16 protein-coding genes and 1 tRNA gene are annotated in these 13,380 nt (G+C 65.2%); 7 read left to right on the top strand and 10 right to left on the bottom strand.

Annotated elements, in window-relative coordinates; translation table 11 throughout:
• The first annotated feature begins 167 nt into the window (after positions 1-167).
• Genes HYH08_RS08320 through HYH08_RS08345 form a run of 6 tightly spaced genes read left to right on the top strand, consistent with a single transcriptional unit; the run spans position 168 to position 5,666 of the window.
• Positions 168-641, top strand: a complete 474-nt coding sequence (locus HYH08_RS08320) for a hypothetical protein (protein WP_220009280.1) — start codon at positions 168-170, stop codon at positions 639-641.
• Between the two features lie 42 nt (positions 642-683).
• Positions 684-863, top strand: a complete 180-nt coding sequence (locus HYH08_RS08325; RefSeq protein WP_220009281.1) for a hypothetical protein — start codon at positions 684-686, stop codon at positions 861-863.
• The gene (locus HYH08_RS08330) at positions 857-1,561 is read left to right on the top strand and encodes an ABC transporter ATP-binding protein (RefSeq protein WP_220009282.1); all 705 of its coding nucleotides are present in this window, start codon (positions 857-859) and stop codon (positions 1,559-1,561) included. The genes HYH08_RS08325 and HYH08_RS08330 overlap by 7 nt, the downstream gene beginning before the upstream one ends.
• On the top strand, positions 1,558-2,754 hold the full coding sequence (locus HYH08_RS08335) for an ABC transporter permease (RefSeq protein WP_220009283.1): 1,197 nt from the start codon (positions 1,558-1,560) through the stop codon (positions 2,752-2,754). The genes HYH08_RS08330 and HYH08_RS08335 overlap by 4 nt, the downstream gene beginning before the upstream one ends.
• Positions 2,755-4,290, top strand: coding sequence for a TolC family protein (locus HYH08_RS08340; protein ID WP_220009284.1), 1,536 nt, complete (start codon positions 2,755-2,757; stop codon positions 4,288-4,290).
• The gene (locus tag HYH08_RS08345) at positions 4,266-5,666 is read left to right on the top strand and encodes an efflux RND transporter periplasmic adaptor subunit (protein ID WP_220009285.1); all 1,401 of its coding nucleotides are present in this window, start codon (positions 4,266-4,268) and stop codon (positions 5,664-5,666) included. Before HYH08_RS08340 ends, HYH08_RS08345 begins: the two co-directional genes overlap by 25 nt.
• A 103-nt stretch (positions 5,667-5,769) precedes the next feature.
• Here HYH08_RS08345 and HYH08_RS08350 read toward each other — a convergent pair.
• From HYH08_RS08350 to HYH08_RS08390, 9 genes are all read right to left on the bottom strand, one after another.
• Positions 5,770-5,845: transfer RNA gene (locus tag HYH08_RS08350), tRNA-Phe, on the bottom strand.
• 184 nt (positions 5,846-6,029) lie between these two features.
• Entirely contained in the window at positions 6,030-6,212 is a 183-nt protein-coding gene (gene yacG / locus HYH08_RS08355; protein ID WP_220009286.1) for a DNA gyrase inhibitor YacG, read from the bottom strand.
• Positions 6,213-6,356: 144 nt separating this feature from the next.
• Positions 6,357-6,986 (bottom strand): Maf-like protein, encoded by a 630-nt coding sequence (locus HYH08_RS08360; RefSeq protein ID WP_007597557.1) that lies wholly within the window; start codon positions 6,984-6,986, stop codon positions 6,357-6,359.
• Between the two features lie 145 nt (positions 6,987-7,131).
• Entirely contained in the window at positions 7,132-7,599 is a 468-nt protein-coding gene (locus tag HYH08_RS08365) for an arsenate-mycothiol transferase ArsC (protein ID WP_220009287.1), read from the bottom strand.
• Positions 7,600-7,671: 72 nt separating this feature from the next.
• Positions 7,672-8,169, bottom strand: coding sequence for a UPF0262 family protein (locus tag HYH08_RS08370; protein ID WP_220009288.1), 498 nt, complete (start codon positions 8,167-8,169; stop codon positions 7,672-7,674).
• Positions 8,166-9,461 carry a histidinol dehydrogenase gene (hisD, locus tag HYH08_RS08375; RefSeq protein WP_220009289.1) on the bottom strand — a complete coding sequence of 432 codons (1,296 nt, stop codon included), beginning with the start codon at positions 9,459-9,461 and terminating at the stop codon, positions 8,166-8,168. The genes HYH08_RS08370 and hisD overlap by 4 nt, the downstream gene beginning before the upstream one ends.
• Before the next feature lie 145 nt (positions 9,462-9,606).
• On the bottom strand, positions 9,607-10,050 hold the full coding sequence (locus tag HYH08_RS08380) for a DUF2948 family protein (RefSeq protein ID WP_220009290.1): 444 nt from the start codon (positions 10,048-10,050) through the stop codon (positions 9,607-9,609).
• A 78-nt stretch (positions 10,051-10,128) separates the two neighbouring features.
• On the bottom strand, positions 10,129-10,788 hold the full coding sequence (locus tag HYH08_RS08385; protein ID WP_220009291.1) for an NAD(P)H-binding protein: 660 nt from the start codon (positions 10,786-10,788) through the stop codon (positions 10,129-10,131).
• A gap of 26 nt (positions 10,789-10,814) precedes the next feature.
• Entirely contained in the window at positions 10,815-11,753 is a 939-nt protein-coding gene (locus HYH08_RS08390; protein ID WP_220009292.1) for an SDR family oxidoreductase, read from the bottom strand.
• Between the two features lie 83 nt (positions 11,754-11,836).
• Here HYH08_RS08390 and HYH08_RS08395 point away from each other — a divergent pair, with 83 nt between their 5' ends.
• A complete protein-coding gene (locus tag HYH08_RS08395) occupies positions 11,837-12,475 on the top strand; it encodes a TetR/AcrR family transcriptional regulator (RefSeq protein ID WP_220009293.1) in 639 nt (212 codons plus the stop codon).
• A 40-nt stretch (positions 12,476-12,515) separates the two neighbouring features.
• On the opposite strand, the gene HYH08_RS08400 is transcribed toward HYH08_RS08395, so the two are convergent.
• Positions 12,516-13,340, bottom strand: a complete 825-nt coding sequence (locus tag HYH08_RS08400) for an alpha/beta fold hydrolase (protein ID WP_220009294.1) — start codon at positions 13,338-13,340, stop codon at positions 12,516-12,518.
• Between the last annotated feature and the right edge of the window lie 40 nt (positions 13,341-13,380).

The following is a 13,380-nucleotide window of genomic DNA, read 5'->3' on the forward strand; positions in this document are numbered from 1 at the left end:
CTTCGAGAGCCACGCGTGCCGCGCGCGACATAGAAATTGTCGAAATGTCCAAGGCGAGCGTGTCAAGTTTTATTATCTCAGATTGTGATACACACGCATGATCGCTTTAGATCTCCGCCGGATGCTGCGGCTCGCAGCTCTCCAGTTCTGTCAGCGGAGAAGACACTGTGAAAAATATCCTGCGCTCCATCCTGCCCGCCCTTGTCGCCGTCGCAGCCTTCGCAACGACGGCCCACGCCAACGACACCATTACCGTCAACTGGACCAACAGCACCGGCTTCGGCATGGGGCGTGACTTTACAGCGGCATACAACGCCTGCAACGGCGGCACTTGCACTATCCCGCATGACATCAACAACGGCACGACCGGAGTGCTCACGCACACGGCCGCGAGCACCCAGTACATTCGCACCATGAGCACGCGATTCTACTATATGGACGGTCTCACGAGGAAGTCGTGTCAGCTCGTGGTTAGCGCCTACGGACCGAACAGCACATTTCCGGGACCAGGATGTGAGGGCAAGAGCATCACCTTTTCTAAGGGTAACGGGACTGGCACCAGTCCGGTCTGCCAATGGGCCCTTGTCACTGAGGACCCCAAGACGTGCACCTACGTCTTTAACGTCACCACCATGAACTAGAGATGCTGCCCCCCGTGGGTGTCTCGTAGGCACGAGACGCCCATGCCGGACAATCCCAACAAACTAGCAATGATGCAGCGGCGCGGCTCACCCGTGGTGCTGCAACATCGCGATCATTTGGCCGGCCTGCTCAATCGTTCGGACGATCGAAGGCGTTCATTGGTTCAAGGACTTCACCGCGGTTCGCAGCCCTATCGTCACCGAGTTCGCGCGGAATGCTGAGCATTGCCCGCGTCAGCAAGAGCTACGCCGGAGTTGCGGGCGGCGCGCCCGTGCTGAGGAACGTCTCGCTATTGATCAACGCCGGAGACATGTGCGCGCTGACAGGCGCGTCGGGCTCGGGCAAGACGACGTTGATGAACCTGATGGGGCTGCTCGACCGGCCCGACAGCGGCGAGATTCATCTGAACGGAACATCCGTCGCAAGCCTGCGCGAGGACGACGCGGCCCGGCTGCGCAACCGGCACATCGGCTTTGTCTTCCAGTCGTTCCATCTGCTGCCGCGCCTGTCCGCACTCGACAATGTGGCGTTGCCGCTGCTGTATCGCGGCGTCGCGGGCGCGCGGCGCCGACAGGCTGCCGCCGCCGCTCTCGATCGTGTCGGCCTTGCGGATCGTCTGGCGCACCGCCCCGATGAACTCTCCGGAGGGCAGCGCCAGCGGGTGGCGATCGCCCGGGCTCTCGTCGGCGAGCCTGCGTTGCTTCTCGCGGACGAGCCCACCGGCAATCTCGACAGCCAATCCGCCGACGACATCCTCGGCCTGTTCCTGTCCCAGAACCGGGAGTCCGGGGTCACCATGGTGATCGTGACTCATGATTCCTCGCTCGCGGCGCGTTGCCCCCGGCGCATCGTCATGCGCGACGGCGGCGTCGTCGACGACAACAGAGGCGAGCTCCGCTGCGTCGGAGCGACGGCATGAGCGGCGATCGCATGGTTCTGCGCGAACTCGCTTTCGATGCGGCTTCGAACTTGCAGGCCCTCACGGGGCGCACCGTCCTTGCCCTGGTCGGCATCGCGATCGGGACAGCCGCCGTGATCGCGATGCTTCACATCGGCTATAATGCCCGCAAGGAGACGATGCAGCAATTCGACGTGCTCGGCATCGACCTCGTGAACGTCACCCCGAGATCCGACGGAATGAAAAATGCCGTGATCCCCCTCGACGCCACTCGTGATGTCGCCGCTGTCGGGGTTGGCGTCATCGCCGCGGCTCCCTTCATCCTCACGGGCACGTCCGTCAGGATCGGCCGCTCCTCGCTTCAGGCCAACCTCGTCGCCGCAACGGACGGTATCTATTCGCTCGCCAAGGCCGAGATCGCGACTGGTCGACGGACATCCGATCTCGACGGGTTTGCGCCGTTCGCAGTGCTCGGGGCCGTTCTCACCAAAGACATCGCGGCGAGCACCGGCAGGCCCGTCAGGATCGGCGACCAGATTTCACTCGACGGCCAGGTCATGACCGTCATCGGCATCCTCGCCAGCGTCTACTCCAATATGGTCCTCGGCCTCGATCTCGACCGATCCGTCGTCATTCCCTATGCGGCCGCACGCCGCCTGATCCCGTCCCCTCAAATCACCAATGTCGCGGCACGGATCGACATCGCGAACGACGATACGATCGTCTCGGAGAAGATCTCCGAATATTTCGGCGCGCGCATGCGCGGCGGCGGCGTGAGCGTGCAGACCGCGCGACAGCTGATCGCGACCCTCGATCAGCAGATGCGCATCTACGGCCTCCTGCTGCTGGCGATCGGGACGGTCTCGCTGGTGGTGGGCGGCGTCGGCGTGATGAACGTGATGCTGATGAGCGTGATGGAGCGGCGGCGGGAGATCGGCATCAGGCTGGCGATCGGTGCACGTCGCCACGATATCCGCGTGATGTTCCTGATCGAAGCCCTGCTGCTCTCGGCGGCCGGCTCGGCGATCGGCACGGTGCTGGGGACGCTGACCGGCTGGCTCTTCGCCCGATCGTCCGGCTGGACCTTCGCTATGGCGCCTGTCGCATTGCCGCTGGGGGCCGGCATGGCGCTCGTGGTCGGCCTGTTCTTCGGAAGCTATCCCGCGGCGCGCGCCGCCCGGCTCGATCCGATTGTCGCCTTGAGGTCGGACTAGATGGGCGCGCGGCGGAAGCACCGGCTTGGAATTGGGTTCGCGCTGCTGATCGGAGCGGCCGTCCCGCTTGTCGGCGCAGCGGCGCAGGAGCCAGCCTCAAAAACCGCAGTCAAAGCCAAGCGCGCGGCACGTCCATCCGCAGCCCTGGCGCAGCCGGCCGCCACAGCCGACACGGAGGTAGCCAGGCCAGCCGGCATTTCACTCACCGTTGCCGATGCGATCGCGATTGCGCTGCGCGACAACAGGACGATCCGCAGCGCCTATATCGACAGGATCGCGCAGAAGTTCGATCTGAGGGTGGTCGAGGACCGCTTCACGCCGCATTTCTCGATCAACGGAGGCGCGACCCGTCAGCAGGTTGCCGGCATCAACACGACGAGTGCCGAGATCACGCCGACCGCCATTGCCCTGCTGCCGACGGGAGCAACGTTCGGCCTGGCCTGGGCGAACCACATGACCGATACAGCCGGCATCGTCACACGCAGCTCCACGGCGGAGCTGACATTGTCGCAGCCTCTGCTGCGCGGAGGCGGCGTCGACGTCAACATGGCGCCGGTGCGGGCCGCCCGCCTGACGGAGAAGATCAACCGACTGCGGCTGAAGGCGACGGTCTCAGAGACCGTCGGCCAGGTCATCTTCGCCTATCGTGCACTTCTGCAGGCCCAGGAGGAGCTGAAGCTGGCACAGGCATCGGTCGGGCGCGCGGAGGAGCTCCTCGACATCAACCGCACCCTCATCACCGCCGGACGCATGGCCGAAGTCGATATCGTGCAGACCGAGGCCGACCTCGAGAACCAACGCATTCGCGTGCTCGAGGCGACGAAGACGCTGGATTCGGCGCGGCTGCAATTGCTGAACCTTCTGTCCATCGACCTCGGTGCCGCGATCGTGGCCAGGGAGAGCACCGATCCGGCGAGGATCGCGACGAACCTGTCGCGGCTGATGCAGATCGCGCTGGCCCAGCGCCCGGATTATCTCGGGCAGGTTCTCGTCGTCGAGCAAAACAAGTTGGGCATTGTCGTCGCCCAGAATGAACGGTTGTGGGACCTGTCGGTCTTCGCAAGCGGCCGGTTCGGGCGCGAGACGACCACAGGCGGTGGCGCTCTCGTTTCCGAACGGATCTCCGACGTGACGGTCGGCGCGTCGTTCAGCGTTCCGCTCAACGATCTGCGCCGCGAGCAACCTTTCGTGCAGGCGACCTCGACATTGCAGACGTCGGAGTTGCAGCTTGCCAGCATCCGCCAGGGCCTGGAGCTCCAGGTGCGCGGTTCAGTGACGGATGTGGACATCCGCTGGCGGCAGCTCGAAGTGGCACGTCGCGCCCGCCATCTGGCTGCCCGAGCCGTGGAGATCGAGAAGGAGAAATTGAAGGCCGGCCGCTCGGCCAATTTCCAGGTGCGTGGGCTGGAGAACGATCTGAGGTCGGCGGAGAGCCAGCGGCTCGGCGCCATGATCGGCTATCTCAACGCGCTCACGCTTCTGGATATCCAATTGGGGACGACGCTGGAGACATGGCGAATCGCGTTGAAAGACTGACCGTGAACGCCGAGACGCCCGACGCCGAGGAGACGGATCGCCCGGAGCGTACGCGCGTGGCCGGACCTGTCCCGCGACGAATCAGACGCGTGACGATCGCAGCTGCCCTACTCGCCATTGTCGCATTGAGCCTGACCGCGTGGTGCTGGCAAAACGCCGTCTCGCCGCCGCGGAGCGCGTCCGGGCCGACAACGGCCCGCACCTTCACGGTTGCACCGAGCGCGGTCGTTTCACGCCTGACCCTGACCGGTACCTTGAGAGCCGGAAAGACGGTCCCGATTGTGGCGCCGTTCGACGGCCCCATACTCGAGCGCAAGGTGCAGCTGGGCGATCGTGTCGCTGCGGGTGACACGGTTCTCATCATGGACCCCGGGGAAGTGCAAAGCCGTTTTCGCGACGCTCAGGGATCCCTGCTCAAGGCCAGCATGGCGCTCGACGTCCTGCTTCATTGGGAGACCAGCCCGGAGGTCACGCGCGCCAAGCGGGCAGTCGAGGCCGCAGACGCCACGCTGGCAGTCCTCGAACGCCAGGTGACCGAGATCAAGGCCCTGTTCGATCGCGGGATCGTCTCGCGCAACGAATTCGATGGGCTGATGCAACAGCGGGATGCACAACGGATCGCAGCCGCCAGCAGCCGCCTGGACCTGCAAACCACGCTCGCACGTGGCAACGCCGAATACCGCCAGCTGGCGGATCTGGAAATGACGAACGCACAGGCCAGACTGGCGGACCTGAAACAACAACTCGATGGCAGCATAGTGCTCGCCCCCTCGTCAGGCATCCTGGTCCGCCCGCCGGCGACGGCACCCAGCACTCAGGGGTCTCTCTCGACCGAGCCCGGAAGCCGGGTCAGCCGCGGGCAGGCCTTGTTTTCCGTCGCCGATCTTTCGACGCTCGTTGTGGTCGGCAAGATCGACGAGGTCGACGTCAATCGCCTCCATGTCGGCCAACCTGCCGCGATCACCAGCGATGCCTTCTCCGGCGAGATCGCAGGACGCATCGTCGGCGTGAGCGCCGAAGCGAATGCCGACCAGGCCGGAAATCCGGCTCCCTCGTTCGAAGTCCGCGCGGCCATATCGGTCGAAGCGGCGCGGCGCGATATGGTGCGGCTGGGCATGTCGGCCCGGATGACGATGGAGCTGATGGCGAATGCAAAGGCGCTGGTCGTTCCCATCGAAGCCGTAGGCGGTACCCGCGTGAAGCCAATGGTCAGAATCCGTGAGCCAGGATCGGGCCGAGAGTTCGACCGGCCCGTCGTCTTAGGAGCAACCACCGAAACTGGCGTCGAGGTGCTGGGCGGTCTGGAGACGGGAGAGGTTGTCGTTCTGACCTCATCCGATATTGGACGTGTCTCCGAGCCGGATCCTCCGCGGTGAACTGCGCACAGGCACGTGCTTGTCGATCTCGCGCGTCAACGGCTCGAACGACGATAGCAGGGCCACTCTTGGCCGGGCCCGGTTCGCAAATTTGCTGAGGAAATGGTGCCCAGGGGCGGAATCGAACCACCGACACTGCGATTTTCAGTCGCATGCTCTACCAACTGAGCTACCTGGGCTTGCTGTGCGAAGGACCAAGGCCCATCGAGCGGGCGGTTTATAGTGGGCTCGGGGCTGCCTGTCCACCCGGCTTCGCCAAGTGGCTTCGCCGGGCGCGGCCCGGCTGTGTACAAGATGGGGTGGGCTTGCCGGGGTTGGCGCCGGGCGCGGCATTTCAAGCCGCAAGCAGTTGAAATTTCTTATTTATTCTACGTCATCCACCTCGTCGTCGCGGCCGGGGATGACGTAGCTGCCCTTCAGCCAGCGGTTCAGATCGACGTCGCGGCAGCGCGAGGAGCAGAACGGGCGGGTGGCCTGCGCCTGCGGCTTGCCGCAGATCGGGCAGGTCTTGAGCGATCCTGCGGGCTTGTTGACCTGGTTGTCCATGATGTCGGCAGCTTACAAGGGGTGACGGGGTTCAAGAGCCTGTCGGTGAACGGGTTCCCGGGACAACGGCGCGTGCTTCCTCGCCGGGCTCGGAACGGCCCATTCTACTGTGCATGGGGTTGTTTTCGAGGTTTGAGTTGGCGCTCACACCGCGGTGGCGTTGAGCCAGCCGAAGCGGATCGGAAAGCCTTCGCCGCCGAGCAGCGTCGTGGTCTCGTAGAGCGGCAGGCCGACCACGTTGGTGTAGGACCCCACCATCTTCACCACGAACGAGCCGGCAATGCCCTGCACGGCATAGCCGCCGGCTTTGCCGCGCCATTCGCCGGAGCCGATATAGGCCTGGATGTCGTCCTCCGAGAGGCGCTTGAAGCGGACGCGGGTCTCGACGAGGCGCTGGCGGAAGGCCTCGCGCGGCGTCACCAGGGTGATGGCGGTGTAGACGCGGTGGTTGCGGCCCGACAGCAGTCGCAGGCACTGCGCGGCTTCGTCGACCAGATTGGCCTTGGGCAGGATGCGGCGGCCGACCGCCACGACCGTGTCAGCCGAGAGGATGAAGGCCCCGCGCAGCTCGTCGTCCAGCTGTACCGATTTGAGCGCCGCATCGGCCTTGGCCCGCGCGAGGCGATTGGCGCAGGCGCGCGGCAGCTCGCCCCGCTTCGGCGTCTCGTCGACGTCGGCCGGACGGAGCGCGTCCGGCTCGATGCCGGCCTGGTTGAGCAGCGACAGGCGCCGCGGCGAACCGGAGGCAAGTACGAATTTGGGGCGGCCGAGCATCAGGTGATTTGGGGGATGAAGCAGGGGGTGAATTGCGCGCGGAACCTATCGGAAGGGGGCTGATTTCACAACCCGGAACCCCGACTTTGCTGATTCAAGGCCCCCGACATGGCTGTGCCCGCGATCTGTGACGCGGGTGTTACGGCTAACCGCTCGCAGCCCCCGCCTTCGCGAAGCGCCGGCGGATGCGCATCAAGAGCTGGTCGCAGACTTCGCGATAGGCGGCGAGCTTCTGGTCGCGGCTGCCTTCGATGGTGGTGGGATCCTGCGTCGGCCAGTACTCGACGTCGGCGGCGAGCGTGCGGGTCAGTTCCAGCGCCTTGTGATGCGCTTCCGGCGAGAGCGTGATGATGAGATCAAAATTCAGCCCCTCCCAGTCCTCCAGCTCCTCGAAGGTCTGCGGCTTGTGGGTGGAGATGTCCTGCCCCAGTTCGTCCATCACGGCGACCGCGAAGGGATCGAGGTCGCCCTTCCTGGCACCGGCCGACTTCACGTAGAGCCCTTGCGGAAACATGTGCCGCAGCAGGCTCTCGGCCATCGGCGAGCGCACGCTGTTCATGGCGCAGGCGAACAGCACCGATTGCGGATCGCGTGCGCGTGGGGGCGCAGCCATCGCTTACGCTCTTTTGTTTTTGCGCATGATCCGATCCGAAAACCGGTTCCCACTTTTCGGGATCATGCGCGTTTAGCCCTTCCAATGAAGGACGGTAATGAGCGTGAACAGCCGGCGCGAGGTCTCGAAATCGACCCGCACCTTGCCCTTCAGCCGCTCCTGCAGCGTGCGCGATCCCTCGTCATGGATGCCGCGGCGGCCCATGTCGATGGCCTCGATCTTGTCAGGCGTCGCGGTGCGGATCGCCTGGTAGTAGCTGTCGCAGATCATGAAATAGTCCTTCACGATCCGCCGGAACGGCGTCAGCGAGAGCAGATGCGCGACCACCGGCGTGCCGTCCTCGCGGCGGATGTCGAACATCAGCCGGCTGCCGGTGATGCCGATATGCAGCGTGAACGGCCCCTTCCCTTCTGCGCCCTCCGGCGCGAACAGGTTCTGCTCGATCAGATCGTAGATCGCGATCGCGCGCTCATGCTCGATGTCGGGCCCCGAACGGCCGATCGAGTCCTCGTCGAGCGTGACTGCGACGATACGGTTCTGCGAGTCGTCCTGTTCGGGCGGCGTTGTCATGACAGATTGAGGCGCAATCCAATCGAGCGCGAATGGGCGTCCAGCCCCTCCGCTTGTCCGAGCGTCATCGCGGCCGGGCCCAGCGCACGCAGCTGGTCCGGACCGCATTTCAGGATCGAGGTGCGCTTCATGAAATCGGCAACCCCTAACCCTGAGGAGAACCGCGCCGAGCGCGCCGTCGGCAGCACGTGGTTGGAGCCGCCGACATAGTCGCCGATCGCTTCGGGCGTATGCGCGCCGAGGAAGACGGCGCCGGCGTTACGGATCTTCGCGGCGAGCGTATCGGGGGCGGTGGTCATGATCTCGAGATGCTCGGCGGCGATCGCATCCGCGAGCGGAATGGCATCGCTGAGGTTCTTCACCATGATGATGGCGCCGAAATCGGCCCACGACGTGCCGGCGATCGCAGCGCGCGGCAGCGTCTTCAGCTGCGCCTCGACGGCCTTTTCGACATCGGCGGCAAGCCGTGCCGAATCCGTGATCAGGATCGACTGCGCGCTGGCATCGTGCTCGGCTTGCGCGAGGAGATCAGCGGCGATCCAGTCGGCATTGCCGGTGTCGTCGGCGATGACCAGCACCTCCGAGGGGCCCGCGATCATGTCGATGCCGACCTTGCCGAACACCAGGCGCTTTGCGGCGGCGACATAGGCATTGCCGGGTCCGACGATTTTTGCCACGGGCGCGATCGTCGCGGTGCCGTGCGCGAGCGCGGCCACCGCCTGCGCACCGCCGACGCGGTAGATCTCGGTGACGCCGCCGAGATGGGCTGCCGCCAGCACCAGCGGGTTGAGCTTGCCGTCGGGCGAGGGCACCACCATCACGAGGCGCGAGACGCCGGCGACCTTGGCGGGCACGGCGTTCATCAGGACCGAGGACGGATAGGCCGCAGTGCCGCCGGGCACGTAGAGGCCGGCGGATTCGATCGCGGTGTAGCGCCAGCCGAGCTCGACGCCGAGCGGATCGGTGAAGCGCTCGTCCTTCGGCAATTGGCGGCGGTGATAAACCTCGATGCGATCGCGCGCGAGCTTGAGCGCGTCCAGCGTCGCGGCATCGCAGGCTCTTAACGCGGTCTCGATCTCGGCGGCAGTGATGCGCAAGGACGATGCATCCAGCTTGAGCCGGTCGAACTTTGCGGTGGCCTCGAGCAGGGCGGCATCGCCCCGCGCGGCCACATCATCGACGATGGCGCGCGCGGCGGCCTCGACGTCGGCCGAGACCTCACGCTTGGCGGCGAGGAAGGCCGCGAATCGCTGGTCAAAATCGGCGCTGCTGCGGTCGAGACGAACGGGCATTTTGGCTTGGCTTCCGGCTGGTCTTTGGGGCGCATTGGCTCACGCGGGCCCCCTGCTCAATGGCGCGGCGGGGAAGCTGCGTCAACCCTCGCGGGGTGCCGTTCCAGCGGAGGCCTGAGCCGGTTTCACTGGTATACCGGCGACCTCACCCCTCCACGTCGATTGCCGCCCCCAGCTCGTCCGTCCCGAGATCGGTCAGCTCGCACTCGAGGCACTCGACATCAAGGCGGATGGCGCCGCCCTGGGCGAACAATAGCAAGGCGCTGCCGCCGGGCTCCTCCTGGCGGCCGTCCTGGGGATGAAACTCGATGCCGACGAGGTCCAGAACCTCGCCCGGTGCGGCCAGATCGATGTTGCGCGATTTGCAGGCGAGCACGCGGTCGAAGCGGAGCGCGGCCACCAGCCGGCGCGGCTCGGCCTGGCCATCCAGCGTCTGCTCCCAGTCCAGCCGGCTCATGCCGACCACCAGGCGCTTCTCGCTCTGCCGCCAGATGATGTCGGCCGGCTGGACGCGGGCGTCCTGCACATGGGTCGAGATCACCGCGAGATCGTCGGCGTCGAGCGCGATCATTTTGAGCTGGGGAGACATCACCGGCACTCCTCGGGGACGAACATGGCCCAACGCGTAGCTACGCCGAAATTTCCCTGGACGTAACCGGCTGGCGGATTAGAGGCTATTGATATCCTCCATCTCCAGCACCTGCTTCGGGTAGCCGGCCCGGGCGACATGGATCATGGCGCGGCCCATCTGCTCGGTCGAGGTGACGAGCGACGGCGAGATCCGCCGCAGCACCGACCAGAGCGGCCAGGTTGCGGTGTAGGCCGCCTGCACCCAGGCGGTCTTGGAACGGATGCCGTGCAGCGGCTGGATCGCGCCAGGCCGGAACATGTAGGCCCTCTTGAACGGAAGCTTGAGCAGATCGTTCTCGGTCTTGCCCTTGACCCGCGCCCACATCCGCGCGCCCTGCTCGGTGGAATCGGTGCCGGCACCGGTGACGTAGGTGAAGGTCATCTGCGGATTGAGGCGCGCCAGCGTCGTCGCTGCCGCGAGCGTGATGTCGTGGGTGAGATGACGGTAGCGCTCCTCGTTCATGCCGATCGAGGACACGCCGAGGCAGAAAAAGCAGGCGTCGAAGCCTGTGAGCTGCGGCTCGATCGCCGAATAGTCCGTGAAATCGCCGTGGATGATCTCGGTGAGCTTGGCGTTGCGCACGCCGGTCGGGCTGCGGCCGACCACGAGCACGCGCTCGATGCCGGGATCGATCAGGCACTCGCGCAAAACACCCTGCCCGACCATGCCGGTCGCGCCGAAGATGATCACTCGCATCGGGATGTCCCCACCCGGATCGCGGCTCATGCGGCGGCCGCGATCTCGTCGAAAGATACACCCGTCAGCGTTGCGGAAACATCCCACAGCATCGCCGATGCTGCCAAATCCTTCGCCTGGGGCATGATCCTCGCCGGCACGGGTGGTCCCTTCATCTCGTAGAAGCCGTTCGGACCGTAATAGCCGCCGGGCTCGACGGCCGGTGAGGTCGCGGCCAGCAAGGTTGGCAGCGCGCCATCGGCGGCGGACTGGCTCAGCAAAGGCTGGAGCAACCGGCCCACCCGCCACCGGAGCGTATTGACGCCCGGACCGTTCGCAACGAGGTCGGTCCGCGCAAAGCCGGGATGGGCGGCAAGACTCGTCATTCCCCAGCCGGCGGCGAGGCTACGCCGCTGCAATTCCAGGGAAAACATCAGCATCGCCAACTTGGATTGGCAATAGGCCCGCCACGGACGATAGGAGTGCCTGCTCTGGAGATCATCGAAATTGATCGCGCCGGAGCGGTGCGCAAGGCTGGAAAGATTGACGACGCGCGCAGCTCTGGCGCGCCGAAGCTGCGGCAACAGGCGCGCCGTCAGCGCGTAATGGCCGAGATAATTGGTGCCGAGTTGCATTTCGAAGCCGTCCTCGGTCTGCTGCCGCTTCGGCAGTGCCATCACGCCGGCATTGTTGACGAGGAGGTCGAGCTGCTCGTTGCCAGCGGCAAAGCGCCGGGTGAAATCGGCGACGGAAGCAAGGCTGGCGAGGTCGAGATGCTCATAGGCGATCAGCGCGTTCGGAAACCGCTGGCAAATGCCCTCGATCGCCCGCCGGCCCTTTGCCTCGTTGCGCCCGGTGAGTATGACAAAGGCGCCGGCGCCCGCCAGCGCCATCGCCGTCTCATAGCCTAGGCCGCCCGTGGCCCCGGTGATGACAGCGGTCTTGCCGCCGAGAGAGGGGATGTCTGCCGTCGTCCAGTCGGTCATGCCATGTCTCCGTTCGGGGCTGGAAAACGCCCGCGAGAGGTCTAAATGTGCACTGAGTGCAAATTTGCAAGAGGTGAAATATTTTGAAGATTTCGAAGCCTGCCGGGAAAGCTGCCAAGCCATTGGCGCCGGAGGGAAAATCCCCGGCGCCCGGCTTGCGCGCGCGCAAGCAGCAGCAGACCCGCGAGCGGCTGAAGCGCGCGGCGATGGCGCTGTTCCTGGAACGCGGCTTCGAGGCCACGACAATCGACGACATCGCGGCCCAGGCGGACATGTCGCGCCGCAGCTTCTTTCATTATTTCGCCTCGAAAGAGGACGTGGTCGCGGCCTGGCAGGAGGACGCTGCCAGCGCACTGGTCGCCGAGATCCTGGCACGGCCTGCGGATGAATCCATGCTGACGGCGGCGGAGAATGCGATCGCGACGGCAGTCAAGCGGATCGATCCGGCCGAGGCCGCCGCGATGTCGCGGCTGAAGCGCGACAACCCGGCGCTGCATGCGCGCGATCAGCTCAAATATGAAAAGCTGGAGCAGGCTCTCGCCGAAGGACTTGCGCAGCGCTCAGGCCGCAAATCGGATCGCCTGAAGGCGCAACTCGTCGCGATGATCGCCACCGGCGCGATGCGCGTCGGCGGCGAGAGCTGGATGAGCGAAGGCGCACGCGAGAAGCCGGAGGCGTTCGTGAAGCGTACCTTCGATGCAATCAGGGCGATCTTGAAGTGAGTTGGCCTACCCTCCCCTGCAGGGAGGGTAGAATCAGTCCTCACTCCTTGAAGAACGCCAGCAGGTCGGCGTTGATGGTTTCCGCGTGCGTGGTCGGCATGCCGTGGGGAAAACCCTTGTAGGTCTTCAGCGTGCCCTTCTTGAGCAGCTTGGCCGAGAGCGGGGCGGAATCGGCGTAGGGCACGATCTGGTCGTCGTCGCCGTGCATCACCAGCACGGGCACGTTGATCTTCTTGAGATCCTCGGTGAAGTCGGTCTGCGAGAACGCGACGATGCCGTCGTAATGCGCCTTCGCGCCGCCCATCATGCCCTGGCGCCACCAGTTCTGGATCACCGCTTCCGACGGTTTTGCGCCGGGGCGGTTGTAGCCGTAGAACGGGCCCGACGGGAGGTCGCGATAGAATTGCGTACGGCTGGCGGCGAGCTGCTTCTGCAAATCGTCGAACACGCTCTTCGGCAGGCCGCCGGGATTGGCCTCGGTCTTCACCATCAAGGGCGGCACGGCGGAGAGGATCGCGGCCTTCGCCACGCGAGACTCACCGTGGCGCGCGATGTAGTGCACGACTTCGCCGCCGCCGGTGGAATGGCCGACATGGATGGCGTTCTTGAGATCGAGATGCGCGGTCACCGCCGCGAGATCGTCGGCATAATGATCCATGTCGTGGCCGTCGGCGACTTGCGCCGAGCGGCCGTGGCCGCGGCGGTCATGGGCAATGACGCGGTAGCCTTTCGCGACGAAGAACAGCATCTGCGCGTCCCAATCGTCGGCCGAGAGCGGCCAGCCATGGCTGAACACGATCGGCTGGCCCGATCCCCAGTCCTTGTAGAAGATCTCGACGCCGTCCTTGGTGGTGATGGTGGGCATGAATGGCTCCTTCAGTGAGAATCAATCCGGGGCTCGCAAT

It is taken from the genome of Bradyrhizobium sp. BR 10289, from assembly GCF_019455385.1.
Classification (GTDB): Bacteria; Pseudomonadota; Alphaproteobacteria; order Rhizobiales; family Xanthobacteraceae; genus Bradyrhizobium.

Coding starts and splice junctions, on each gene's coding strand:
- HYH08_RS08325 (WP_220009281.1), top strand. CDS start 684: ATGCCGGACAATCCCAACAAACTAGCAATGATGCAGCGGCGCGGCTCA.
- HYH08_RS08330 (WP_220009282.1), top strand. CDS start 857: ATGCTGAGCATTGCCCGCGTCAGCAAGAGCTACGCCGGAGTTGCGGGC.
- HYH08_RS08335 (WP_220009283.1), top strand. CDS start 1,558: ATGAGCGGCGATCGCATGGTTCTGCGCGAACTCGCTTTCGATGCGGCT.
- HYH08_RS08340 (WP_220009284.1), top strand. CDS start 2,755: ATGGGCGCGCGGCGGAAGCACCGGCTTGGAATTGGGTTCGCGCTGCTG.
- HYH08_RS08345 (WP_220009285.1), top strand. CDS start 4,266: ATGGCGAATCGCGTTGAAAGACTGACCGTGAACGCCGAGACGCCCGAC.
- yacG (WP_220009286.1), bottom strand. CDS start 6,212: ATGGACAACCAGGTCAACAAGCCCGCAGGATCGCTCAAGACCTGCCCG.
- HYH08_RS08360 (WP_007597557.1), bottom strand. CDS start 6,986: ATGCTCGGCCGCCCCAAATTCGTACTTGCCTCCGGTTCGCCGCGGCGC.
- HYH08_RS08365 (WP_220009287.1), bottom strand. CDS start 7,599: ATGGCTGCGCCCCCACGCGCACGCGATCCGCAATCGGTGCTGTTCGCC.
- HYH08_RS08370 (WP_220009288.1), bottom strand. CDS start 8,169: ATGACAACGCCGCCCGAACAGGACGACTCGCAGAACCGTATCGTCGCA.
- hisD (WP_220009289.1), bottom strand. CDS start 9,461: ATGCCCGTTCGTCTCGACCGCAGCAGCGCCGATTTTGACCAGCGATTC.
- HYH08_RS08380 (WP_220009290.1), bottom strand. CDS start 10,050: ATGTCTCCCCAGCTCAAAATGATCGCGCTCGACGCCGACGATCTCGCG.
- HYH08_RS08385 (WP_220009291.1), bottom strand. CDS start 10,788: ATGCGAGTGATCATCTTCGGCGCGACCGGCATGGTCGGGCAGGGTGTT.
- HYH08_RS08390 (WP_220009292.1), bottom strand. CDS start 11,753: ATGACCGACTGGACGACGGCAGACATCCCCTCTCTCGGCGGCAAGACC.
- HYH08_RS08400 (WP_220009294.1), bottom strand. CDS start 13,340: ATGCCCACCATCACCACCAAGGACGGCGTCGAGATCTTCTACAAGGAC.